Source organism: Muricoccus roseus (genome assembly GCF_900141905.1).
Lineage (GTDB): Bacteria > Pseudomonadota > Alphaproteobacteria > Acetobacterales > Acetobacteraceae > Roseomonas > Roseomonas rosea.
In genome coordinates, this window is the sequence record NZ_FQZF01000003.1 from 64,329 (window position 1) to 86,275 (window position 21,947).

Sequence of the window (21,947 nt, forward strand, 5' to 3'; positions counted from 1 at the left end):
GAACTTGTGTCGCCTCCAAGTTGCACCACTTGCGATAGGCCTTCCATGCCCGAACTTCCCGAAGTCGAAACTGTGATGCGCGGCCTCGACGCCGTGCTCACCGGCCGCACCATCGCCCGTGCCGAAACCCGGCGCGCCGGACTGCGCTGGCCGTTCCCGGAACTGCTGGCGGAGCGCCTGGCCGGGCGCCGCGTGGAGGGGTTCCGCCGCCGGGGCAAATACATGCTGATGCGGCTCTCGGGCGGGGAATCGGCGCTCATCCATCTCGGCATGTCCGGCCGCATGGTGGCGCGGCCGCCGGGCGAGGCACCCCAGCCCCGCATCGCGCCCCAGGGCGCCTTCTCGGATGCGCGCGGCGCAGGGGACGGGCTGGCGCATGAGCATCTGATGCTGGAAACAGGCGATGGCTGGCGGGTGGGCTTCCAGGATCCCCGCCGCTTCGGCTGCGTGGACCTGATGCCCACCGGGGCCGAGAATGCCCATCGCCTGCTGGCCGGGCTCGGGCCGGAGCCGCTGGAGGAGGCCTTCACCCCCCTGGTTCTGTCCAAGGCCCTGGCGGGGAAGAACACGCCGATCAAGGCGGCGCTGCTGGACCAGGGCGTGGTGGCGGGCCTGGGCAATATCTACGTGGCCGAGGCGCTGTTCCGCGCCGGCCTCTCGCCGCGCCGCCTGGCCGGCACGGTGCCAGGGGCGCGGGCGGCACGGCTGGTGCCGGCCATCAAGGCGGTGCTGACGGAGGCGATCGCGGCCGGCGGCTCATCGTTGCGCGACTATGTGCGCAGCGACGGGGAGCTGGGGCGCTTCCAGGACCGGTTCGAGGTCTATGACCGCTTCGGCCAGCCCTGCCCGCGCTGCCCAGGCCCGCCTGCCTGCCCGGGGGTGGCGCGCATCACCCAGGCCGGGCGAAGCACCTTTTTCTGCCCGCGCACGCAGCGCTGATCAGCCGCCCAGTTCCGCCGGGGTGAACTGCCAGCCGCGTCCCGCCATGGGCGGCTCCACCCAGAGAGGCAGGGCGTTGGGAGTGCGGATGTTTGCCTCCAGCCCGGCCGCCTGGCGGAAGGCGCGCCAGAGGGCACCATGGGCCACGACCAGCACCGGGCCCGGATGGGCCGTGGCGCGGTTGATGGCGCGCACGGCGCGTTCCCGCAGATGCGCGAAGGGCTCGGCGCCCTCGGGCGTTGTGGTGCCGGCGATCCAGTCGTCGAACCAGCCCGACATCTCCTGCCCTTCCTGTACCCCGAAGGCGCATTCCATCAGTTCACCGTCGAGATTCACCGGCAGGTTGAGCCGCGCGGCGACGATCTCGGCCGTCACGCGGGCGCGGGTCAGGGTGCTGGCATGGATGGAGCGGATGCCCTGGCCCACCAGGGCCTCGGCGGCGCGCCCGGCCTGAGCCAGGCCGACGCTGTTCAGCGGGATGTCGACCTGCCCCTGGGAGAGCATGCGGGCGTTCCAGTCGGTCTCGCCATGGCGGAGGAACCAGAAGGGAACGGGGTTGGGCTCGGTCATGGGCAGCGAAAGGCCGGGGTCGAAGCGCCCCGGCCCCCTCTCTTTGATGGGTTTCGGATATGCCCTGGGATCAGGCGGGAAGGCCTTCCTGCTCCAGCGCGCGCTTGACCGCGGGACGCTCGAGCATCGCCTTGAAGTGGCGATCGACCTTCGGCGGCAGCGGCTGGCCGACGCGCCGGGCCTGCCAGTACTCCACGAAGAACAGCGCCGCATCGGCGATGGAATAACCCTGGGGCAGGAACCAGGTGTCGCCGGCCCAGACCTTCTCGACCACGCCGAAGAACTTCTCGGCATTGGCGCGCGCCTGCTCGACCGTCTTGGGATGGTCCTCCTCACGCAGGGAGAAGAGGTTCGGGCGGAACTGGCGGGTGAAGGCGTGGGGATGGATGGTGCCGGTGACGTAATCCACCGCCTCGATCGCACGCGCCATGCCGAGCGGGTCCTTGGGGGCCAGCCCCGCCTCGGGATTCGCGGCGGCGAGGTAAGCGGCGATAGCCGTGAACTCGGTGAGGACCTTGCCGCCATCCCCGACATCCAGCGCCGGCACCTTCGACTTCGGATTCACGGCGACATAGTCGGGCTTGTGCTGCGCGCCTTCCTTCAGGGCGACAGGGGACAACTCATAGGGCTTCCCGATCTCCTCGAGGAGGATGTGGATGCCGAGGGAGCAGGCACCGGGGGAGTAATAGAGCTTCATGGCAGGTTCCTCAGCCGTTCAGGACGGTGCGGCGGAGGGTGGCCGGATTCGCGGGGCGGTTGAAGAGGCGCGGCGCCGGATTCTCACAGCATCTCCGGCCGGAAGCGTCGGCGCAGGTTGAGGGGTTCCCCGGCGACCATGAACTGCCCGTCGCCCCGGTAATGGATGGTCTTGGGATATTTCGGCGTTCGTGGCGCGTGGGCCTTCACCACCTCCAGGATGAAGAGGTTGTACTTCCGGATCATCGAGCTGTCCGCCAGGCGGCATTCGAGATTCGCGAAGCACTCGCCGATCAGCGGCGCCTTCACCCGCTCAGCCTCCTGCGCCGTCAGGCCGAACTGCGCGAACTTGTCGACCTCGGCGCCGCTGCAGTTGCCGATGTCCACCACGGTTTCCGCGAGATCTGAGGTGGGGATGTTGATGACGCATTCCCGGCTGCGGCGGATCATCTCGCGGCTGTGGTTCTCGCTCCAGATATAGCAGCCGATGAGGGAGGGGCTGAACTCCATGACCATGTGCCAGCCCATGGTCATGATGTTGCGCTCCCCCTTCCATGCGGAGGAGACGAGGACGATGGGGCCGGGTTCGATGAAGCGCCGGATCTGGTCCACAGGAAAATCCTGCTTGCGGATCAGCTTCATAGCCCTGCCCCTCACCCGTCACACGTCGAGATTCGCGACCTTCAGCGCGTTGCCAACGATGAAGTCGCGGCGCGGTTCCACCACATCGCCCATCAAGGTCGAGAAGACGCGCCCGGCGTCATCCGCATCCTCCACGGCCACGCGCAGCAGGGTGCGCGCCTCCGGGTCCAGCGTGGTCTTCCAGAGCTGCTCCGGGTTCATCTCGCCGAGGCCCTTGAATCGCTGCACGGTCAGGCCCTTGCGGCCCTGCGCCAGGATCCGGTCCAGCGCCGCCATCGGGCCGCGGACCTCCTGCCGCTGCGCGTCGAAATGCAGCACGGCGGGGCCTGCGAAGTCGGTGGAAAGTCGATCGCGCCGCTCCTCCAGCCAGCGCGCCTCGGCCGAGCGCAGCGCCACGGGGTCGAGGTGGTGGCTCTCCGCCACGCCGCGCACCTGGCGGAAGACGCGCAGGCCCTCCTCGTCCAGCGTGGCCTTCCAGCTGCGCTCCGTCGGCGCCGCCATGTCGTTCAGCCGGGCGACGAGCCGCTGCGTCGCCTCCGGATGCGGCTCAACGCCGAGCGCGCCGGCAACCGCGGCCTGTTCCACGATCTCCGCCGGCACATTCGTCGCCAGGCGCCGGATGCGGCGGGAGGTGTTGCGTAGCTCGTCCACCGCCGTGCGCAGCTCCTCGCCGCTGATCTCGCGGCCGTCGGAGAAGCCCATGCGGGCACCGTGCAGCGCCTTCTCCAGGAGGAACTCCTCGAGCGCGCGGTCGTCCTTCAGATAGCGCTCCTCGTTGCCGCGCTTGGCGCGGTAGAGGGGCGGCTGGGCGATGTAGAGGTAGCCGCGCTCGATCAGCTCCGGCATCTGCCGGAAGAAGAAGGTCAGCAGCAGCGTGCGGATATGCGAGCCGTCCACATCCGCGTCCGTCATGATGACGATGCGATGGTAGCGCAGCTTGTCCGGATCGAAGAACGGCATGTTCGGCCGGTCCGGATCGCGCGTGCCAATGCCGGCGCCCAGCGCGGTGATGAGCGTGCCCACCTCGGCAGAGGAGAGCATCTTGTCCATCCGCGCGCGCTCGACGTTCAGGATCTTGCCCTTGAGAGGCAGGATGGCCTGATTGGCGCGGTTGCGGCCCTGCTTGGCGGAGCCGCCTGCGGAGTCACCCTCGACGAGGAAGAGCTCGGACTTCGCCGGATCCTTCTCCTGGCAGTCGGCGAGCTTCCCGGGCAGCGTGGAGATATCCAGCGCGTTCTTGCGCCCGACCTTCTCGCGCGCGGCCTGAGCCGCCTTCCGCGCCACGGCCGAGAGCACGACCTGGTCGAGGACGAGCTTCGCCTCCTTCGGATGCGTCTCGAACCAATGGCTCAGCGCATCGGCCACGGCCATGTGCACGACCGGCTGCACCTCGGAGGAGACGAGCTTGTCCTTCGTCTGGGAGGAGAACTTCGGATCCGGCACCTTCACGGAGAGGATGCAGGAGAGGCCCTCGCGCATGTCCTCGCCGGACAGCTCGACCTTCTCCTTCTTCGCCAGCTCGGCGGCGTACTTCGTCACCACGCGGGTGAGGGCCTGGCGGAAGCCGGCCTGGTGGGTGCCGCCGTCACGCTGCGGGATGTTGTTGGTGAAGCAGAGGGTGCGCTCGCGCGGCGAGCGGTTCCACCACATCGCCATCTCCACCTTGATCCCGTTCACCTCCTTCGAGGAGAAGGCCACCGGCGGCTTGAAGAGCGGGTCCTCGGCGGCGTCCATCCACTCCACGAAGGCGGTCAGCCCGCCCTCGAAGTGGAAGTCTACCTGCTGCACGGGGGTGTGGCGCTCGTCGCGCAGATGGATCTTCAGGCCGGAGTTGAGGAAGGCCAGCTCGCGCAGGCGCTTCTCCAGGATGGCGAACTCGAACTCGGTCTTCGTGAAGGTCTCGGCGGAGGGCTTGAAGGTCACCTCCGTGCCGTTCGGATGATCGCTCGGGCCCACCACCTTCAGGGGCTGCACCGTCTCGCCATACTCGAAGCGGATGAAGTGCTCCTGCCCGCCCCGCCAGATGCGCACCTCCATCCATTCGGAGAGCGCGTTCACCACCGCGGCGCCCACGCCGTGGAGGCCGCCGGAGACCTTGTAGGAGTTCTGGTTGAACTTGCCGCCCGCATGCAGGCGCGTCAGCACCACCTCGGCGGCGGAGACGCCTTCCTCGGCATGAATGTCGGTGGGGATCCCGCGACCGTCATCCGTCACCGTCACGCTGCCATCGCCGTTCAGCACGGCGGTGCAGGTGGTGGCATAGCCGGCCTGCGCCTCGTCCACCGCGTTGTCGATGATTTCGAAGGCCATGTGGTGCAGGCCCGAGCCGTCGTCGGTGTCGCCGATATACATGCCGGGGCGCTTGCGGACGGCTTCGAGGCCGCGCAGCACGGTGATGGAGGCGCTGTCATAGGCGCCGTCGGCGCCGGCGGCGGCGACCTCGGCCTTATGGGCGGCGCGGGTGGACTCGGTCATGCGGGGTGGGAACCTCTCGGGCCGCGCCAAAGGGCGCGCGGCGGCATACGGAATCGTGTCCCGACAATATAAGGATTCCGCGCGCGCGAAGCCATGCTTACGGCGCCAAAATCAAGGCTTTTAGGGCCGGGAAAGCCGATTTCCGGCCTCTTCGGCAGAAATTCCAGGCAGGCCGGGCGCCCCTGCCCTTCAGTCCGGCACCACCCCCTCCGCGCCGATGGCGAAACGCTCCGCCACCCCCTCCAGCGAGGCGAAGACTCCGGGCTCAGTTCCCGTGAGGAAGCTCTGGGCGGGCAGGGCCGCAAGGGCCGCGAAAAGGGCCTCCCGCCGCGTGGCATCCAGGTGGGCGGCGATCTCGTCCAGCAGCAGCAGGGGCGCGAAGCCACGGGCGGCGGCGATCAGGGCGGAATGGGCCAGCACGGTGGAGATCAGGAGCGCCTTCTGTTCCCCTGTGGAGCAAAGCTCGGCCGGAACCCCCTTGGGCAGGTGGGAGAGGCGCAGGTCGCACCGGTGCGGCCCGGCCAGGGTCATGCCCGCGGCGGCATCCCGGCCGCGGCGGGCCGCCAGGGTCTCGCGAAGCCCATCTTCCACCTCCAGGGCCGAACGGCTCTCCAGCGCGGCCGCCGTCTCGCATTCCAGGGCGCAGAGCGCCGCCGGGAAGGCACCCGCCACCCCCTCCGCCAGGGTCCCGTTCAGGCGCGCGATCAGGGAGCGCCTGGCAGCCGTCAGCGCCACGCCATGGCGGGCCATGGCATCCTCCAGCCCATCCAGCCAGCGCGGCTCCAGCCGGCCGCCGTCGCGCCCATCCGCCAGAAGGCGGTTCCGCTGGGTCATGGCGTTTTCGTAGGCCGAGACCTCGCGGGCATGGTTCGGGTCCAGGGCCCAGACCAGCCGGTCAAGGAAGCGGCGGCGGCCCGAGGCGGCCTCCTGGAACAGCCGGTCCATCTGCGGGGTCAGCCAGACGGCCGCGACAAGGCGACCCAGCTCCGCCTGGGTCTTCACCGGCTCCCCATCCAACCGGAAGACACGTTTCTCTGGAGAGCCATCATGGGCGGTGCCGGTGCCGAGATCGAAAGCGCCCTCGGGGCCCTCGAAACGCCCCGAGACGGCCCAGGGCAGGCTCTCCTCCCCCACATGCCGGCCGAGATCGGCGATCTTCGCCCCGCGCAGCCCGCGGCCCGGTCCGAGCAGGCTGATCGCCTCCAGGAGGTTCGTCTTGCCCGAGCCGTTCTCCCCCGCGATCACCACGATGCCCGCCGAGAACCGCATGGCGGTGCGCGCGTGGCTACGGAAGTCCTGCAGCTGCAGGCGGGTGAGGCGGAGCGAGGGGGTCACGGAAGCAGAGCGCCAGGGAGGAGGGCCGCCCCGGCGGCGCGGCCCGTGAAGGCGGCCGGATGAGAACCGCCGATGACAGAACCGCCGGACCGCCCGCTGGGCGACCCGGCGGGCCATGGTCTCTCGGATGGCGCCAAGCGGCGCCGCACCAAGCGAGGCGAGGTCAGACCCGCATCGGCATGAGGACGTAGAGTGCCTCGGGCTTGGCCGCATCCTGCACGATGGTGGGGGCGGAGCCGTCGGCGAAGCGGAACTCCACCTGCCCGTCCACCTGGTCCGTGATGTCCTTCAGGTAGCGGGCCTGGAAGCCGATCTCGAGCGGGGCGGCGTCATAGGTGACGGTGTCGCCATCCAGCTCCTCCTGCGCCTGGCCCTGGTCCGGCGAGGCGGCGGTGAGAAGGAGGTGGTTCTTCTCCAGCGAGAGCTTCACCGGGCGGGAACGCTCGGAGGAGATGGCCGCGACGCGGTCCACGGCGGCAGCGAAGGCGGTCTTGTCCACAGAGAGGACGCGGTCGTTCCCCTTGGGGATCACCCGCTCGTAATCCGGGAAGGTGCCGTCGATCAGCTTGCTGGTCAGCGTCACCGTGCCGAGCTTCACCTGCAGCTTCGTGTCGGAGAGCCGCATCTCGATCTCGTCGGTCGCCTCATCCGCCAGCTTGCGCAACTCGGCGATGGTCTTGCGGGGCACGATCACGCCCGGCATGCCCTCCGCACCGTCCGGCAGGGGCTCCTCCACCCGCGCCAGGCGGTGGCCGTCGGTCGCCACGGCCCGAAGCACCTTCGCGCCATCGACCTCGGTCGCGTGCAGATAGATGCCGTTGAGGTAATAGCGGGTCTCCTCGGTGGAGATCGCGAACCGGGTGCGGTCCACCAGGTCCCGGAGCATGCCGGCGGTGACGCTGAACCGATGGGGCAGCTTGCCCTCGGTCATGGAGGGGAAATCCTCCACGGGCAGCACCATCAGGCTGGTGTTGTAGCGGCCGGCCCGCAGGGCCAGGGGAGCATCGCCGCCCTTGTGGTCCAGCTCGACCTTGGCGCCGTCGGGCAGCTTGCGGACGATCTCGAACAGGGTGGCGGCCGGCGCCGTGCAACGGCCCTCGCGCCCCACCTCGACCCCGTTGACCTCCTCGACGATCGCGATTTCCATATCCGTCGCGGTCAGGCGCAGGCGGCCTTCGCCGGCATCCAACAGGACATTCGCCAGGATGGGGATGGTGTTGCGCCGCTCCACCACGCTCTGGACGTGGGCGAGGGCCTTCAGAAGCACCGCCCGGTCCACCGTGAACTTCATCGCCGCCACCCCCGCAACGCTCTGGAGGGCAGAAAGCCCCCGGATCAGCCTCGTATCATCCTGAAAACGCGACGTGAAGCCTCACCCCCAAACGGGGCCTCAGGTCTCCAGCATCCGGCGCAGCAGCTCCACATCTTCGGCGAAGCCGGCATCGCCCTGCATCAGCTCCGCCACCCGGGAGACGGCATGCATGACCGTGGTGTGGTCGCGGTTGCCGAAGCGCCGCCCGATCTCGGGCAGGGAGCGGGAGGTAAGCTGCTTCGACAGATACATGGCCACCTGCCGGGGGCGCGCCACGTTGCGGGCACGGCGGGCGGAGGACATGTCGGAGATGCGGATGTTGTAGTGCTCGGCGACCCGCTTCTGGATCTCCTCGATGGTCACCCGGCGGTCATGGGCGCGCAGGATGTCGTGCAGCACCTCCTGGCAGGATTCCAGGGTCACAGGGCGGCCGAAGAGGTTGGCGTGGGCGATCAGGCGGTTCAGGGCGCCTTCCAGCTCGCGCACGTTGGAGGTGATCTTGTGCGCCAGGAACTCCAGCACGCGCGCAGGCACGTCCACCCCGGCGGACGCCGCCTTGCTCTCCAGGATGGAGATGCGCAGCTCGTAGGTGGTGGCGTGGATGTCGGCCACCATCCCGCAGCCCAGGCGGGTCCGCAGCCGGTCCTCCAACCCCGCCAGGTCGCTGGGCGGCTTGTCGGAGGAAACGACGATCTGCTTGCCCTGGTCCACCAGCGCATTGAAGGTGTGGAAGAACTCCTCCTGCGTGTTGTCCTTGCCGATCAGGAACTGCAGGTCGTCGATCATCAGCACGTCGACGGAGCGAAGGCTCTCCTTGAACTCCATCGTGGACTGCGAGCGCAGCGCTGCGATGAAGCGGTACATGAACTTCTCGGCGGACATATAGGCCACGGAACGCCCGGGCCCGCCCATCTGCGGCTCGCGGATCGCCCAGGCGATCGCATGCATCAGATGCGTCTTGCCCAGCCCGACCCCGCCATAGAGGAAGAGCGGGTTGAAGCCGGGGGAATTCGGCTTCTCGGCCACGCGGCGGGCGCAGGCATGGGCGAATTCGTTCGGCTTGCCGACGATGAAGCTGTCGAAGGTGAAGCGGGGGTCCAGCGGCGCGGCCCAGTCGCCCCGCGGCTCCGGCTTCGGCGCCTCGACGCGCGCCTCGCTGGCGGGGCGCGTGGCGCTCAGCGGCTCGGCGAGATCGGCTCCGTCCGCGGCGGCCGGCGCATCGGCCCCACGCAGGGCGCCCGGTGCCGCGGCCACACGGATATCCACCCGGCGCACCCCGACCGACTCGGCCTGCCAGAGTGCCCGCAGGCGGTCGCCATACTGTCCACGCAGCCAATCGCGCAGGAAGCGGCTGGGGACGTGGATCACGGCCTCCTCGCCCTCGATGCCGGCCAGGGTCAGCTGCCGCAGCCAGGTGCGGTACTCCGCCTCCCCCACCTCCTCGCGGAGGCGGCCGCGGATGCGCGCCCAGGCCGCGTCCAGCCGGGCATCATCGGGCAGGCCCGAAGCCGGGAGGCTGGATGCGGCATTGGCGTGCTGATCCGGCATGCGATCCACCCCCGAGCCCCCTTTCCGCCCTGCGCCACGCGCAAGCGGTCCCTGCAACACGAAGCGTAACTTGCGACCTTGGCCAGCGTAAACGCCAAACACGTTCCTGGCAGTCGCGGAGAGGCGCGCGCAAAGAAAAGCGCCACGGCGCGCAAGCACCGTGACGCATCCGCATCACGACTCTACTTGGAGAAGACTTCGCAAGGGCGCCGGAGCGGCGCCCTTTGCTTGGTCAGGCCGCGGCGCCGATCGCCTTGATGCGGGCCGAAAGCCGCGACAGCTTGCGCGCGACGGTGTTGTCATGCGCCACGCCCTTGTCGGCGGCGCGCTGCAGCTCCGGCTGGGCCAGGCGGAACGCCTCCTGGGCCTTCGCCTTGTCGCCGCCGGAAATCGCCTCTTCGACCGCACGGAGGAAGGTGCGGACGCGCGAGCGGCGGGCGCGGTTGCGCTCGAGGCGCTTCTCGTTCTGCCGGATGCGCTTGCGCGCGGAAGCGGTGTTCGCCATGGGCCTGAAGGATACCAGTCGAAATGTTCGCGGGACGCGCACCGCTCAAGGCGGCCGCGAGGAGGGGGGCGTTCTATCCACAGCCCCCCGAGGAGTCAAGGACGAGGAATCCCCCGCGCCTCAGGCATTCCGGAAGGCGGGCTTCCGCTTCTCGGCGAAGGCCGCCATGCCCTCCTTCTGGTCCTCGGTCGCGAAGAGGCTGTGGAAGAGCCGGCGCTCGAAGCGTACCCCCTCCCGCAGGGTCATCTCATAGGCGGCGTTCACAGCCTCCTTGGCCAGCACCACCGAGGGCAGGGAGTAGGAGGCGATCGCCTCGCCCATCTTCAGCGCCTCCTCGACCAGGCTCTCCACCGGCACCACGCGGGTGACGAGGTTGGACCGCTCCGCCTCGGCGGCATCCATCATGCGGCCGGTCAGGACGAGGTCCATCGCCTTGGACTTGCCCACGGCCCGGATCAGGCGCTGGGAGCCGCCGGCGCCGGGGATGATCCCTAGCTTGATCTCGGGCTGGCCAAACCGGGCATTCTCGGCCGCGATGATGATGTCGCACATCATGGCCAGCTCGCAGCCGCCGCCGAGGGCGAAGCCCGCCACGGCCGCGATCACCGGCTTCTTGATGGTGAGCACCGTCTCCCACTTGTTGCCGATGAAGTCCTCGAAATGAATGGCGGGATAGGTGCGGTCCTTCATCTCCTTGATATCGGCGCCAGCGGCGAAGGCCTTCTCGCTGCCCGTCAGCACGATGGCGCCGATGGCCGGATCTGCCTCGAAGGCCCCCAGCGCCTGGCCCAGCTCGGTCATCAGCTGGTCGCAGAGGGCATTGAGCGCCGAGGGGCGGTCGAGGGTGATCAACCCCACCTTGCCCCGGGCTTCCGCCTTGATCATCCCGTATTCGGCCATCGCACCCTCCCGTTGAACGGGCGCAGGCTGTGTCGGGTCGCCGGTCGGGTCAACCGGGTCCGGTCAACCGGGGGCCGGGCCCGTCAGGCGCGCCGCCGCTCCGGCCAGCCGGTCACAATTCCGCCCGAGGCGATCACCGCCGCGCCGAGCAGGGTCCAGCCATCCGGCGGGTCTCCGAAGATGAGGGCGGAGGAGAGCGTGGCCCAGATCAGCTGGGTGTAGGTCATCGGCGCCAGGATGCTGGCGGGGGCGCGGGAATAGGCCTGGATGAGCAGGTAATGCCCTGCCGAGCCGAATACGCCAGCCAGGATCATGAGGAGCCAGGCCAGGCTGGAGGGTGCCTGCCAGACGAAGGGTTGGGCCAGCCCCGCGACCGCGCCCGCGGCCAGGCCGGTATGGAGGATGATGGTGCTCGGCCCATCCACCGCGGAGAGCTTGCGGGTGAGGATCTGGTACACGCCGAAGGAGGCCGCGGTGCCGAGCGGGAGGAAGAGCGCCCAATGCGGCATCTCGCCCGTCAGGAAGGGCGGGCGCAGCGCGATCATCACCCCGACCAGCCCGATCCCGATGCCGACCCAGCGGCGGGGCCCCACCACCTCGCGCAGCACCAGGGCGGCCAGGCCCGCGGTGAAGATGGGGGAGGCGAAGGTGACGGCGGAGGCGTCCGCGAGCGGGATGTAGGAGAGCGCCACGACGAAGAGGACATTGGCCAGCAGCAGCGCGAGGCTCCGCACCACCTCCAGCCCCGGCGCGCGGCTGCGCCAGGGAAGGCGCCCCATGGCCAGCCGCAGCGCCAGCGCCACGACGAGCGTGTGGAAGACGAAGCGCATGAAGACGATCTGCGGCACGGGGTAATCGGCGGTCAGCATCTTCGTCACCGTGTCCAGCGCGACGAAAAGGGCGATGGCCGAGAACTGGAGCAGCAGGCCGGCGAGGATGGGGGACATCGGGCGGGCTTATGGCATGCGCGGCCCGCCCCGTCCTCCCGCCCAGCCTTAGTCGGCGGTCACGTTCGCCGCCTTCGCCACGGGGCCCCAGATGGCATCCTGCGCACGGATCGTCTCGGCCAGTTCGGCCCGGGTCGAGCCCACCGGCTCCGAGGCCAGCTCCCGCAGCCGCGCGGCCACAGCGGGGTCGCGCGCCAGGGCCATCATGGCCTCCTCCAGCCTCGCGGCCACGGGCTCGGGCAGGCCGCGCGGGCCGACCAGGGCGAGCCAGGTTTCCGCGACAAAGCCCGGCACGCTTTCCGCCACCACCGGCACATCCGGCGCCAGGGCGGAGCGGGTGGGAGAGGCGATCGCGACCGCCCGCGCCCGCCCGTCCCGGGTGGGGGGCAGGCCCGTCACCACCGTGTCGGTATACAGGGCGATGGTGCCGGTCAGCAGGTCCGGCAGGGCCGGCCCGGTCCCGCGGTAATGCACGATGGTGCATTCACGGCCGAGCTCCCGCATCAGCAGCGAGACGGCCAAGTGCTGGGTGGTCCCGGCGCCAGGCGTGCCACAGGGCAGCGGCCCTTTCTCCAGCGCGCTGCGCAGGGAGGCGATATCCGTGATCCCGGAATTCGGCGCCGCCATGAACACCACGGGAATGGCGGCGAAGCGGCTGATCGGGGTGAAGTCCCGCAGCGGATCGAACGGCATGCTGCGATAGATGTGGCGGTTGATGACCAGCGGCCCGGCGGGCACCGCCCCCAGCGTGTTGCCGTCCGGCGCGGCCTTGGCCACCGCATCGGCGGCGATGTTCCCGCCGGCGCCCGTGCGGTTCTCCACCACCACGGTGCGCCCCAGCCGGGCGGCCAGCCCCTCCCCCATCACGCGGGAGAGGAGGTCGATGCCGCCCCCGGGCGGGAAGCCGACGATCAGGCGGATCGGCGGCTGGGATTGAGCCTGGGCCAGGGCGGGCGATGCCGATGGCAGCACGGCCGCGAGGCCAAGCGCGAAGGCGCCGAACAGGGTGGCGGGGCGGGGCATGGGCGAATCCTTCGGGCGTCTTTGCCCGGACGCTCCCGCCCTGCCCCGCCGGCGTCAACCGGGGCTCAGTTCGGGGCCAGCACCACCGAGGCCTGGACCATGGCGGTCACCACGATGTCCTCCACCTGCGCCACCGGCGCGGGCGCGGCGCGCGCCGCCATGGCCTGGGCCATCATTGGCCGAGGCGGCGCGACATCCGGGGCTTCCAGCTGAAGCTCGGCAATCCGCTCCACGCGCTGGCCCATCTGGGCGGCCACGGCCTCGGCCCGCCGGCGCAGGGCGTCCAGCGCCATGGAGGCAGCCTCCTGCCGCGCGCCGCGGGCCGTGTCGCGCGTCAGCCCATGCTGGATGCCACCCATTACCAGCCCGCGGGACTGCAGGGTCCCGGCCAGCTCCAGCAGCGCCGCCTGGTCCTTCGCACGGAGATTGATGGTCTGGGAGGCCACCCAGCGCGCCGGATCCTCCTGCCGCCAGGTGCGATAGGCGCCGGTGGAGGCGGTGACGCCCTGGACGCCGCGGGCCGTCTCCAGGGCAGCCGCCATGGTCCGGTTCACCGTGGCCTGAGCGCCGGCGGCCGAGGACTCGCGCGCCTCGAACCGGAGATTGGCCACGACCTCATCCGGGGCGCGCGTCACCTCGGCGGATTCACCCAGGCGGAGGAGGGTTCCGGGGCCCGGGAACACGGCCGCCGGCTGCGCCGTGGCCGCGCCGGCCAGGAGCGGGAGAGCGAGGAGGGACATCAGGAGGGTGCGTCTCATGCCGGTGATCCTTTCCGTGTTGGTGCGGCGGAGATGGGGCGGCACGGTGCCCGGACAGCGGCGGCGCGCGCTTGTGATCGCCTTCCCCCCTCGGGGCCGATCTCCCCCACGAAACGGTCCCCCCGGGGCTGCGGGACCGATGGTGCTGGTCTAGGCTCGCCGCGACGGGCGGCCTTTCCCGCCTCACGGAGCAATGAGAAAGCGATGCTGGGCAAGCTGTTGGGCGCCGTCACGGGCGATGCAGGCCGAATCGAGCCCGAGGCGCTCGGCGAACGCTTCGTGGAGTCCCTCTTCCCCGGCGAGACGGTCCTGGCGGCGTTCCGCACGGTGCGGGACGGTTTCGCCCTGACGGATTGGCGCCTGATGCTGGTGAACCGCCAGGGCGTCACCGGCTCGAAGACGGAGGTGGTCAGCATTCCCTACCGCTCGGTGCTGCGCTTCTCGCTGGAGACCGGGGGGACATTGGAGCTGGACGACGAGCTGAAGATCTGGGACCGCGCCTCCGACGCACCCTGGTCCTTCAGCTTCCGCCGTGGCGGCGGCGCAGCGGCCGAGGCGCACCGGATTCTTTCGGAACGGGTCCGCGGCTAGCACGCGGCTACCGACTCCATGCCGCTCTGGCTGGCCGCCACCCTGTCGGCCGCGCTGTTCCAATGCTGGCGCACGGCGCTCCAGCAGAAGCTGCGCGGCGCGCTTTCCCTCAATGCCGCCGCCGTGGTGCGCTATCTCTACGGCGTGCCGCCCGGGCTTGCGCTGCTCGGCACCTGGTGGTGGGCGACAGGCGGCACGCTGCCGGCCTTCGGGGCCTGGGCCCTCTTCCTCTGCGCCCTCGGCGGACTGCTGCAGATCTTCGGTACCGTCTTCCTCATCGCCTCCTTCGCGCCGCGCGGCTTCGCCGTCGGCACCGCCTATTCCAAGACGGAGGCGCTGCAGGGCGCGGTCTTCGCCATGGTGCTGCTGGGCGAGCATCTGTCGCCCCTCGCCTGGGCCGGCGTTGCGCTGGGCGTCTGCGCGGTGCTGTGGCTCTCCATGGCGGGGCAGGTCGGCAGCATCGCGCAGGCCTTGCGGGCCACGGCGCAGCCCGCCGCGCTGTGCGGCATCGCCGCCGGCGCCTGTTTCGGCCTGACCGGAATCGCCATCCGGGCGGCAAATCAGCATCTCGCCGCGCCGGATCCGGTGCTGGGCGCGCTCTGCACCCTGGTGGTGACGAACATGATGCAAACCGTCATGCAGGGAGGCTGGCTGATGGCACGGGAGCCGGCCTCGGTGGGTGCGGTGTTCCGGAACTGGCGCAACGCGGCACCCGTGGGGTTGCTCTCCGCCATGGGCTCGGCCTGCTGGTTCACCGGCTTCGCCCTGGCCCCCGTGGCCCTGGTGCGCTCGGTCGGGCAGGTGGAGATCGTCTTCACCCTCGCCTTCGGCCGCTGGTACCTGAAGGAACCGCTCAAGGCCCGGGACGCCGTCGGCGCCTTGCTGATCGTCTCCAGCGTGGTGCTGGTCGTCCTGAGCTGAACCGCGCCGATCGGGTCTGGCCCTGGAACGGTTCGGCTGCGACAAACAACCCTCGATGGAACACGCGCCGCCCTTCCTCGCCAGCCTCGTCCTCGGCCTGGCCTTCGCCTTCGCCTTCGGGCTTGGGGCGCGTGCGCTGCGCATGCCGCCACTCGTTGGCTACCTCGTCGCGGGGGTGGCGATCGGGCCGAACACGCCGGGCCTGATCATCGACGGCGCCTTCACCCGCACCCTGGCGGAAGTGGGCGTGGGCCTGCTGCTCTTCGGCGTCGGGCTGCATTTCCGCCCGCAGGATCTCCTCACGGTCTGGCGCGTGGCCGTGCCGGGCGCGACGGCGCAGGTGGCCATCGGCATGCTGCTGGGGGCGGCGCTGGGCATGGCCCTGCCCGGCCTCGGCTTCGGCCCCGCGCTCGTCTTCGGCCTCGCCCTCGCCATCGCCTCCACCGCCGTCGCCACAAGGGCGCTGGAGGAGCGTGGCCAGCTTTCCGGAGAGGCCGCGCGCATCGCCCTGGGCTGGCTCGTCCTGCAGGACCTGCTGGTGGTGCTGGGGCTGGTTCTCGTCCCCGCCGCCGCGGGTGGGCAGGAGGATGGGATCGGCGGGGCCATCCTGATCGCGATCGCCAAGCTCTGCACCTTCATGGCGCTGATGCTGCTCGTGGGGCGGCGCATCCTGCCCTGGGGGCTGGGGCTGGTGGCGCGCTCGGGCTCGCGCGAGCTGTTCACCCTGTCGGTCGTGGTGGTCGCGCTGGGTGTCGCCTTCGGGGCCTCCACCCTGTTCGGCGTCTCCTTCGCGCTCGGCGCCTTCTTCGCCGGGGTGGTGCTGGGCGAAAGCGACCTGGGCCACCAGGCGGCGGCCGAAACCCTGCCCCTGCAGCGGATCTTCGCGGCGATCTTCTTCGTGTCGGTGGGCATGCTGCTCAACCCGCTGACGGTTCTGGATGCCCCCCTGACCTCGCTGCTTGCGTTGGCCGTGGTGCTGCTCGGCACGGGGGGCGCGACCTTCCTGCTGCTGGTCCTGCTCCGCATCCCGCCGAAGACCGCCGCGACGGTGGCCGCAGCACTCGCGCAGATCGGCGAATTCTCCTTCGTGCTGATGGAGCTCGCGATTGGCCAGGGCATCCTGCCGGCGGCGCTGCGCGGCCCCATCCTGCTGGGCAGTTTCGGCGCCATCCTGCTCATGCCCCTCACCTACCGCGCCCTCATGGCTGTGGCCTCGCGGATGCGAGGCCGGGTCCTCCCTGCGCGCGACAGCAAGGGCCGTTTCGTGCCCAGCCTGCCCCGGCTGGAGAACCACGCGATCCTGGTGGGCTATGGCCGGGTGGGCGTGCTGGTCGCGGCCGCGCTCCGCCGCCACAACCTGCCCTTCCTGGTGATCGAGGATGACCGCAAGCGCGCGGAGATGCTCCGCGGCCAGGGCGTTCCGGTCCTGTGGGGGGATGGAACCCAGCCGGAGATGCTGGAGGCGGCCCATGCGGAACGCGCCCGCCTGCTGATCGTGACCCTGCCCCTGGCCTGGGAGGCACGGCGAATCGTGGAGCTGGCGCGCGCCGCGAATCCCGGCATCGTCGTCACGGTGCGGGCCCATCAGGATTCCGAGGTGGACTGGCTGCATGACCAGGATTCGACCGGGCTGGCGGTGATGGGCGAGCGCGAGGTGGCGCTCGGAATCGCCGATTTCGCGCTGCAGCGGATGGGGGTCGCCTCCACCACGGCACAGGCCACCGTGGATGTGCTGCGCAAGCGACGCGTGGCGGATGCGGCGGTGGCAGGGCTCGGCGCTTGACCCTGCGCTTCGATCCGCCGGCGGGAACCCGGCAAGGCTTGCCTGTCATCCTCCTGCACGGCGCCGCCTCCGGCCCCTGGGTCTGGGCGGAGGGCTTCGGCCAGCGCCTCGCCGAAGCAGGGCATGCGGGCCTGGCCGTGCCCCTGCATGGCCGCACCTTGTCCGACCGCCCGGGCGCCGTGCGGGCGGTGCTGGATGCCGGCCCGGCCCTGCTGGTCGGTCATTCCCTCGGCGCGCTGATCGCGCAGCGCCTTCTCGACCACCCCGCGGTGCGGGGCGCCGCCCTGCTCGCGCCCGTGCCGCCGGAAGGGCTCTGGTGGTCCAACGCCCACCTGGCCGCCTCCGACCCCGCGCTCTGGGGCGAGGTGGCGAAGATGGCCGGTCCGGGCGAGCCCTCCCCCGCCGTGCTGAGCGGGCTGTTCGGGCCGGACATGGAGGCCGCGGCGGCCCAGCGCCTCGCCGCGCGGCTGGGGCATGAATCCCCGGCGGCCCTGCTGGAGGCCCAGATGCCGCAACCCGTGACGCCGGGCTGGGTACATGGCCGCCGCATCCTCGTGCTCGGCGCGGCGCATGACCGGCTGATTCCGCGCGATGCGGTCGAGCGATGCGCCCGCTGGCACGGCGCCGCGGCCGAATTCCTTCCACGGGCGGGGCACCTGCTGATGCTGGATGCCGGTTGGGAAGATGCGGCAGACCGGATCTCAGCCTGGGCGGCGGGCTGAGGAATGCCCCTGCTGCCCCCGCTTCAGCCGATCCGCATGCCGGCCTCTCGGGCCACCTGGCCCCAGCGGGCATGCGCGGCCGCGATCCAGGCGGCCGCCTCGTCGGGGCCGCCTGCCTCCGGCTCCACGGCCCATCCTGCCAGGCGCTGACGCGTGAGGGGCTCGGCGAGCACCGCGGAGACCAGCGCCGCCCAATCCCGGCGGATCTCCATCGGCACGCCACGCGGGGCCATGAGGAGATAGGCGAAGCGCACGTCGAAGCCGGGATGCCCGGCTTCGGCGACGCTCGGCGTGTCCGGCAGCATCGCCAGGCGGCTGGGGCCGGAGACGGCGACCGCGCGCAGGCGCCCGTCCCGCACGAAGTCGGCGCCGCCGGACACGGCGATGAAGCCCGCGGCCACCCGCCCGGCCAGGAGATCCGTCATCGCCTCGGCATTGCCGCGAAACGGCACATGCTCCAGCGCCCCGGGCGGCAGGCCGAGGCGGCTGCGCAGGAACTCCATGGCGAGATGCCCGGGCGAGCCATTGCCGGCGGAGGCGTAGAGCAGGGGCCGCTCGCGTGCGGCGCGGATGAAGCCCGCAAGGTCCGTGATGTCGGTGGAGGGATGCACCAGCAGCGCCACCGGATAGGTGCCGGCGATCGCCAACGGCTCCAGGTCGCGCGGCTCAAAACCGGGATTGGCATAGAGATGCGGGTTAAGGGTGAAGGTGGTGTCGATCGCCAGCAGGAGCGTGCGGCCATCGGCCGGAGCGCGCGCCATGGCCGCGGCGGCGATGTTGCCATTGGCCCCGGCGCGGTTCTCCACCACCACGGTGCCCCTGGGGCGCCCGTCCGCACCGCGCGCCGCGCCATCGGCCAGCAACCGCGCCACCCCGTCCAGCGCCGCGCCGGGCGGGAAGGCGGCGATGATCCGCGTCACCTCTCCCTGGGCCCCTGCGAGGCGCGGCAAGGCCGCCCCGAGCGTCATCAGCCCCACGAGCCGCCTGCTGACCGTCATGCGACGTCCCCCTCCCTTTCCTGCCGGCCGGCCTACCGCCGGCTCTTCCGCCGCCCTACCCTCGCCGCGGAGATTGGGGGAGGACAAGGCCGGCATGGCCATTCGCAACGTGCTGTTCGTGATGGCGGACCAGTTCCGGTGGGATCACATGTCCTGCGCGGGGCATCCGCATCTGCCCACCCCGAATCTCGACGCGCTGGCCGCGCGGGGCGTGCGCTTCGCCCAGGCTTATGTGCAATCGGGCATCTGCGGCCCCTCGCGCATGTCGTACTACACCGGCCGCTATGTCTCCTCCCACGGCGCGACGCATAACCGCGTGCCGCTTTCCGTGGGGGAGGTGACGCTCGGCTGGCACCTGCGCGAATCCGGGCGCAACCTGGCCCTGGCCGGCAAGACGCATGTGCTGCCGGACGCGCGCGGGATGAAGCGCCTGCAGCTCGACGGCCAGCATGACCTGAAGGCCTTGCTGGACGAGGGATGGTTCACCCTGGTGGACCGGCATGACGGGCATCACGGCGAGCCCGATTCCGCCTATGCCGACTGGCTCCGTGCCCAGGGCTATGACAGCCCCGACCCCTGGACGGATTACGTGATCGCCGTGGACGGTCCGCAGGGGCCGGAATCCGGCTGGAAGATGCGCAATGCCCGCCTCCCCTCCCGCGTGAAGGAGGAGCATAGCGAGACGGCCTACACGACCGATGTCGGCATCCGCTTCATGGAGGAGCAGGGGGAGAATCCCTGGGTGCTGCACCTCTCCTATGTGAAGCCGCACTGGCCCTACATCGCGCCCGCCCCCTACCACGCGATGTTCGGACCCGAGGACTGCCTGCCCGTGGTGCGCGGCGCGGCGGAGCGGGGCCCCGAGGCGCATCCCGTGCTGCGTGAGTTCCAGAACGAGGAAGTGGCGCAGAACTTCGCCCGCGACGAGACGATCGCGACCGTGCGCCCGGCCTATCAGGGCCTGATCGCGCAGCTCGACCACCATCTCGGCCGGGTGTGGGAGGCGATGGAACGGCTGGGGCGGTGGAAGGACACGATGGTCGTCTTCTGCTCAGACCACGGGGACTATCTCGGCGACCACTGGCTCGGCGAGAAGGAGCTGTTCCACGACTGCATCCAGCGCGTGCCCTTCCTTCTCTACGATCCGTCACCGGAGGCGGATGCCACGCGCGGCAGGGTGGAACAGCGCTTCGCCGAGGCCATCGACGTGGTGCCCACCATCCTGGACGCGCTTGGCCTGGACCGCGCCGAGCACCTGATTGACGGACGGTCCCTCCTGCCGCTCACGCGCGGGCAGGAGGTGGCCTGGCGCGATGCTGCTTTCTCGGAGCTGGATTGGACCTTCCGTGGGGCCCGCCGCCGCCTGGGCCTGCCCACCGGGCATCACCATGCCTGGATGGTGCGGACCGAGCGCTGGAAATACGTCCACTGGACCGACGGATTGCGGCCGATGCTCTTCGATCTTGCCGCCGATCCGGGCGAGCTGAACGACCTCGGCGCCGACCCGGCGATGGGGGAGGTGTGCCGCGCCATGCGCGAAAGGCTGCTGGCCTGGTTCCAGGGCTTGAAGCGCCGCACCACCATCACCTGGGCGGAGGCGGAGCTTCGGACGGACAGCCACAAGCGCGCCGGGGTCTTCCTGGGCGAGTGGTGATGCGGGGAAGGCGGGGCCTCCCGCCTTCCTCCGTCAGGGCGCGACGGTCGCCTGGATCTCGCGCCGCCACTGGGCCTTGGCCGCGGCGCGCGCGAGGAGCGCGCCGGCCAGCAGCAGCAGCAGCCCGGCCGCGCTCATCACCAGCATAGTGTTCGCCCCGGCGATGGGCGGCCTTCCCCGGCTGAACGGATTCCAGCCGATGACACCGGCCAGCAGGATATAGACGGCAATCGCCAGGGCCACCGCGCCAAGGACGAAGGCCACAAAGCCAAGGATGTCCAACAACCTGGGCATTCGAGTCTCCTTGCATGCGCGCCGGTGGGGACCCTGCCATGGCCGCGGCCCGTCGCGAAGGGGCGTATCATCCCTGGATCCTATCCCATTTTCTGATCCGGAACCGCCCTGCCGGGCCGCCTGGGAATGACGAGGCGTCACCGCTCGTCATCCGGCCTTCATGCCTATATGCAGCCCAACGAGGAGCCCCCCATGCCGATCGACGAAAGCCGCAGCTTCCTGCCCGTGAACATCGCCGTGCTGACGGTCAGCGACACGCGCGACCTTGCCTCCGACCGGTCCGGCGACACGCTGGCTGCGAGGATCGAGGCGGCGGGGCATCGGCTGGCGGACCGTGCGATCGTTCGGGACGACGCGGCCGATATCGAGGCGTATCTACGCCGCTGGATCGCGGATCTGAAGGTGGATTGTGTGATCACCACCGGGGGCACGGGGATCACCGGGCGGGATGTGACGCCGGAAGCCTTCGCGCGGGTGCTGGAGAAGGAGATCACCGGCTTCGGCGAGCTGTTCCGGATGCTTAGCTACCAGAAGATCGGCACCTCCACGATCCAGTCCCGCGCCATCGGCGGGGTCTCGGGCGGCACCTATCTGTTCGCCCTGCCGGGCAGCACGGGGGCGGTGAAGGACGCCTGGGACGACATCCTGGTCCACCAGCTGGATTCCCGCTTCCGCCCCTGCAACCTGGTGGAGCTGATGCCGCGGCTGCTGGAGCATCTGCGCGCGGCCTGAGGCGCACCCCTGGCAACTTCTGCTTCCGGCGCCACGTTCGATCCGCTCGAACGGATGGAGGCTGGAATGGCTGGAAGCGGCTTGCGCATGGGTCAGGCGGGCGAGGCCGTGCCCTTCGAGATCCCCGGGGCGACCGGTGATTTCCGGATCCAGATCCTCAATGAGGACGGGGCGAAGGGAGTTGTCACCTCCATCGTGCATCTGCCCGCGGGCGGCAAGATCCCGGCCCACTTCCACGATGCCGGGGAGGAGATGCACTACGTGCTGGAGGGCGACCTGATCGACGCCGGCGAGACGCTGGGCGTCGGCGCCTTCCTCACCCATGCCAAGGGCGTGGTGCATGGCCCGCATGAGAGCAAGGGCGGCGCCAGGGTGCTGACGGTGCAGAGCTGGCAAAGCGAGGGCGGCGCGTTCGACTTCCGCCCGGCCGAGGGGCAGGAGCCCGCCGGGGGCCAGGGTGGATCGGGCAATTCCGGTGATGCGTTGCGTGGTTCGCCGGGTGGTGCATCTGGCGGGGGCTCCAACACCTCGCAGGTCGATGCCGAAAGCCAAGAAGAGGCCGCCAGGGACCACCGCAACAAGGGCTATTCCTGAGCCCGGGC

22 protein-coding genes are annotated in these 21,947 nt (G+C 70.4%); 8 read left to right on the plus strand and 14 right to left on the minus strand.

All coding sequences use genetic code 11. The annotated features are described in order from the left end of the window. Positions 1-45: 45 nt before the first annotated feature. Entirely contained in the window at positions 46-939 is an 894-nt protein-coding gene (gene mutM, locus BUB97_RS02720) for a bifunctional DNA-formamidopyrimidine glycosylase/DNA-(apurinic or apyrimidinic site) lyase (protein ID WP_073131229.1), read from the plus strand. Here the strand turns inward: mutM and BUB97_RS02725 are convergent, their stop codons facing one another. The 12 genes from BUB97_RS02725 to BUB97_RS02780 all read right to left on the minus strand — a co-directional run bounded on the left by BUB97_RS02725 (position 940) and on the right by BUB97_RS02780 (position 13,650). Next, entirely contained in the window at positions 940-1,509 is a 570-nt protein-coding gene (locus tag BUB97_RS02725) for a histidine phosphatase family protein (protein WP_073131231.1), read from the minus strand. It abuts the gene before it with no gap. A 70-nt stretch (positions 1,510-1,579) separates the two neighbouring features. After that, the gene (locus BUB97_RS02730) at positions 1,580-2,206 is read right to left on the minus strand and encodes a glutathione S-transferase family protein (protein WP_073131233.1); all 627 of its coding nucleotides are present in this window, start codon (positions 2,204-2,206) and stop codon (positions 1,580-1,582) included. Between the two features lie 83 nt (positions 2,207-2,289). Next, positions 2,290-2,847 carry a flavin reductase family protein gene (locus BUB97_RS02735; protein ID WP_073131235.1) on the minus strand — a complete coding sequence of 186 codons (558 nt, stop codon included), beginning with the start codon at positions 2,845-2,847 and terminating at the stop codon, positions 2,290-2,292. 18 nt (positions 2,848-2,865) lie between these two features. Beyond that, on the minus strand, positions 2,866-5,322 hold the full coding sequence (gyrB, locus tag BUB97_RS02740; RefSeq protein WP_073131237.1) for a DNA topoisomerase (ATP-hydrolyzing) subunit B: 2,457 nt from the start codon (positions 5,320-5,322) through the stop codon (positions 2,866-2,868). 189 nt (positions 5,323-5,511) lie between these two features. Next, the gene (gene recF, locus BUB97_RS02745) at positions 5,512-6,657 is read right to left on the minus strand and encodes a DNA replication/repair protein RecF (protein ID WP_073131239.1); all 1,146 of its coding nucleotides are present in this window, start codon (positions 6,655-6,657) and stop codon (positions 5,512-5,514) included. Between the two features lie 163 nt (positions 6,658-6,820). Then, the gene (gene dnaN, locus BUB97_RS02750; RefSeq protein WP_073131586.1) at positions 6,821-7,948 is read right to left on the minus strand and encodes a DNA polymerase III subunit beta; all 1,128 of its coding nucleotides are present in this window, start codon (positions 7,946-7,948) and stop codon (positions 6,821-6,823) included. A 99-nt stretch (positions 7,949-8,047) separates the two neighbouring features. Then, complete coding sequence (gene dnaA, locus BUB97_RS02755) at positions 8,048-9,517, minus strand: chromosomal replication initiator protein DnaA (protein ID WP_073131241.1); 1,470 nt, start codon at positions 9,515-9,517, stop codon at positions 8,048-8,050. Between the two features lie 232 nt (positions 9,518-9,749). Next, positions 9,750-10,022 carry a 30S ribosomal protein S20 gene (rpsT, locus tag BUB97_RS02760; protein ID WP_073131243.1) on the minus strand — a complete coding sequence of 91 codons (273 nt, stop codon included), beginning with the start codon at positions 10,020-10,022 and terminating at the stop codon, positions 9,750-9,752. 120 nt (positions 10,023-10,142) lie between these two features. After that, positions 10,143-10,922 carry an enoyl-CoA hydratase gene (locus BUB97_RS02765; RefSeq protein WP_073131245.1) on the minus strand — a complete coding sequence of 260 codons (780 nt, stop codon included), beginning with the start codon at positions 10,920-10,922 and terminating at the stop codon, positions 10,143-10,145. Positions 10,923-11,005: 83 nt separating this feature from the next. Continuing rightward, positions 11,006-11,869: a DMT family transporter gene (locus BUB97_RS02770; protein ID WP_073131247.1), complete on the minus strand. Its 864-nt coding sequence runs from the start codon at positions 11,867-11,869 to the stop codon at positions 11,006-11,008. Between the two features lie 48 nt (positions 11,870-11,917). After that, the gene (locus BUB97_RS02775) at positions 11,918-12,892 is read right to left on the minus strand and encodes a Bug family tripartite tricarboxylate transporter substrate binding protein (RefSeq protein WP_073131249.1); all 975 of its coding nucleotides are present in this window, start codon (positions 12,890-12,892) and stop codon (positions 11,918-11,920) included. Between the two features lie 65 nt (positions 12,893-12,957). Next, positions 12,958-13,650, minus strand: coding sequence for an SIMPL domain-containing protein (locus BUB97_RS02780; protein ID WP_086061844.1), 693 nt, complete (start codon positions 13,648-13,650; stop codon positions 12,958-12,960). A gap of 204 nt (positions 13,651-13,854) precedes the next feature. Here BUB97_RS02780 and BUB97_RS02785 point away from each other — a divergent pair, with 204 nt between their 5' ends. Genes BUB97_RS02785 through BUB97_RS02800 form a run of 4 tightly spaced genes read left to right on the plus strand, consistent with a single transcriptional unit; the run spans position 13,855 to position 17,667 of the window. Then, positions 13,855-14,241: a PH domain-containing protein gene (locus tag BUB97_RS02785; RefSeq protein WP_086061845.1), complete on the plus strand. Its 387-nt coding sequence runs from the start codon at positions 13,855-13,857 to the stop codon at positions 14,239-14,241. Positions 14,242-14,259: 18 nt separating this feature from the next. After that, positions 14,260-15,162: a DMT family transporter gene (locus BUB97_RS02790; protein ID WP_073131253.1), complete on the plus strand. Its 903-nt coding sequence runs from the start codon at positions 14,260-14,262 to the stop codon at positions 15,160-15,162. 55 nt (positions 15,163-15,217) lie between these two features. Then, complete coding sequence (locus tag BUB97_RS02795; protein ID WP_073131255.1) at positions 15,218-16,945, plus strand: cation:proton antiporter domain-containing protein; 1,728 nt, start codon at positions 15,218-15,220, stop codon at positions 16,943-16,945. Positions 16,946-16,983: 38 nt separating this feature from the next. Continuing rightward, complete coding sequence (locus BUB97_RS02800; protein ID WP_175562541.1) at positions 16,984-17,667, plus strand: alpha/beta hydrolase; 684 nt, start codon at positions 16,984-16,986, stop codon at positions 17,665-17,667. Positions 17,668-17,690: 23 nt separating this feature from the next. Here the strand turns inward: BUB97_RS02800 and BUB97_RS02805 are convergent, their stop codons facing one another. Continuing rightward, entirely contained in the window at positions 17,691-18,665 is a 975-nt protein-coding gene (locus tag BUB97_RS02805; protein ID WP_073131259.1) for a Bug family tripartite tricarboxylate transporter substrate binding protein, read from the minus strand. Positions 18,666-18,759: 94 nt separating this feature from the next. Between BUB97_RS02805 and BUB97_RS02810 the strand changes: the two genes are divergently transcribed. Continuing rightward, the gene (locus BUB97_RS02810) at positions 18,760-20,319 is read left to right on the plus strand and encodes a sulfatase-like hydrolase/transferase (protein ID WP_073131591.1); all 1,560 of its coding nucleotides are present in this window, start codon (positions 18,760-18,762) and stop codon (positions 20,317-20,319) included. Between the two features lie 33 nt (positions 20,320-20,352). On the opposite strand, the gene BUB97_RS02815 is transcribed toward BUB97_RS02810, so the two are convergent. Further along, a complete protein-coding gene (locus tag BUB97_RS02815) occupies positions 20,353-20,613 on the minus strand; it encodes a hypothetical protein (RefSeq protein ID WP_139281289.1) in 261 nt (86 codons plus the stop codon). A gap of 192 nt (positions 20,614-20,805) precedes the next feature. Here BUB97_RS02815 and moaB point away from each other — a divergent pair, with 192 nt between their 5' ends. After that, complete coding sequence (gene moaB, locus BUB97_RS02820; protein ID WP_073131263.1) at positions 20,806-21,345, plus strand: molybdenum cofactor biosynthesis protein B; 540 nt, start codon at positions 20,806-20,808, stop codon at positions 21,343-21,345. 66 nt (positions 21,346-21,411) lie between these two features. After that, positions 21,412-21,939, plus strand: a complete 528-nt coding sequence (locus tag BUB97_RS02825) for a cupin domain-containing protein (RefSeq protein ID WP_175562542.1) — start codon at positions 21,412-21,414, stop codon at positions 21,937-21,939. The last annotated feature ends 8 nt before the right edge of the window (positions 21,940-21,947 follow it).

Excerpts from the sequence above, each read along its gene's own strand:
- dnaN (WP_073131586.1), bottom strand. The coding sequence starts at position 7,948 with ATGAAGTTCACGGTGGACCGGGCGGTGCTTCTGAAGGCCCTCGCCCAC.
- mutM (WP_073131229.1), top strand. The coding sequence starts at position 46 with ATGCCCGAACTTCCCGAAGTCGAAACTGTGATGCGCGGCCTCGACGCC.
- BUB97_RS02825 (WP_175562542.1), top strand. The coding sequence starts at position 21,412 with ATGGCTGGAAGCGGCTTGCGCATGGGTCAGGCGGGCGAGGCCGTGCCC.
- BUB97_RS02815 (WP_139281289.1), bottom strand. The coding sequence starts at position 20,613 with ATGCCCAGGTTGTTGGACATCCTTGGCTTTGTGGCCTTCGTCCTTGGC.
- BUB97_RS02790 (WP_073131253.1), top strand. The coding sequence starts at position 14,260 with ATGCCGCTCTGGCTGGCCGCCACCCTGTCGGCCGCGCTGTTCCAATGC.
- BUB97_RS02780 (WP_086061844.1), bottom strand. The coding sequence starts at position 13,650 with ATGAGACGCACCCTCCTGATGTCCCTCCTCGCTCTCCCGCTCCTGGCC.
- BUB97_RS02730 (WP_073131233.1), bottom strand. The coding sequence starts at position 2,206 with ATGAAGCTCTATTACTCCCCCGGTGCCTGCTCCCTCGGCATCCACATC.
- rpsT (WP_073131243.1), bottom strand. The coding sequence starts at position 10,022 with ATGGCGAACACCGCTTCCGCGCGCAAGCGCATCCGGCAGAACGAGAAG.
- gyrB (WP_073131237.1), bottom strand. The coding sequence starts at position 5,322 with ATGACCGAGTCCACCCGCGCCGCCCATAAGGCCGAGGTCGCCGCCGCC.
- BUB97_RS02805 (WP_073131259.1), bottom strand. The coding sequence starts at position 18,665 with ATGACGGTCAGCAGGCGGCTCGTGGGGCTGATGACGCTCGGGGCGGCC.
- BUB97_RS02765 (WP_073131245.1), bottom strand. The coding sequence starts at position 10,922 with ATGGCCGAATACGGGATGATCAAGGCGGAAGCCCGGGGCAAGGTGGGG.
- BUB97_RS02770 (WP_073131247.1), bottom strand. The coding sequence starts at position 11,869 with ATGTCCCCCATCCTCGCCGGCCTGCTGCTCCAGTTCTCGGCCATCGCC.
- BUB97_RS02810 (WP_073131591.1), top strand. The coding sequence starts at position 18,760 with ATGGCCATTCGCAACGTGCTGTTCGTGATGGCGGACCAGTTCCGGTGG.
- BUB97_RS02775 (WP_073131249.1), bottom strand. The coding sequence starts at position 12,892 with ATGCCCCGCCCCGCCACCCTGTTCGGCGCCTTCGCGCTTGGCCTCGCG.
- moaB (WP_073131263.1), top strand. The coding sequence starts at position 20,806 with ATGCCGATCGACGAAAGCCGCAGCTTCCTGCCCGTGAACATCGCCGTG.
- BUB97_RS02725 (WP_073131231.1), bottom strand. The coding sequence starts at position 1,509 with ATGACCGAGCCCAACCCCGTTCCCTTCTGGTTCCTCCGCCATGGCGAG.
- BUB97_RS02735 (WP_073131235.1), bottom strand. The coding sequence starts at position 2,847 with ATGAAGCTGATCCGCAAGCAGGATTTTCCTGTGGACCAGATCCGGCGC.
- BUB97_RS02795 (WP_073131255.1), top strand. The coding sequence starts at position 15,218 with ATGGAACACGCGCCGCCCTTCCTCGCCAGCCTCGTCCTCGGCCTGGCC.
- dnaA (WP_073131241.1), bottom strand. The coding sequence starts at position 9,517 with ATGCCGGATCAGCACGCCAATGCCGCATCCAGCCTCCCGGCTTCGGGC.
- BUB97_RS02785 (WP_086061845.1), top strand. The coding sequence starts at position 13,855 with ATGCTGGGCAAGCTGTTGGGCGCCGTCACGGGCGATGCAGGCCGAATC.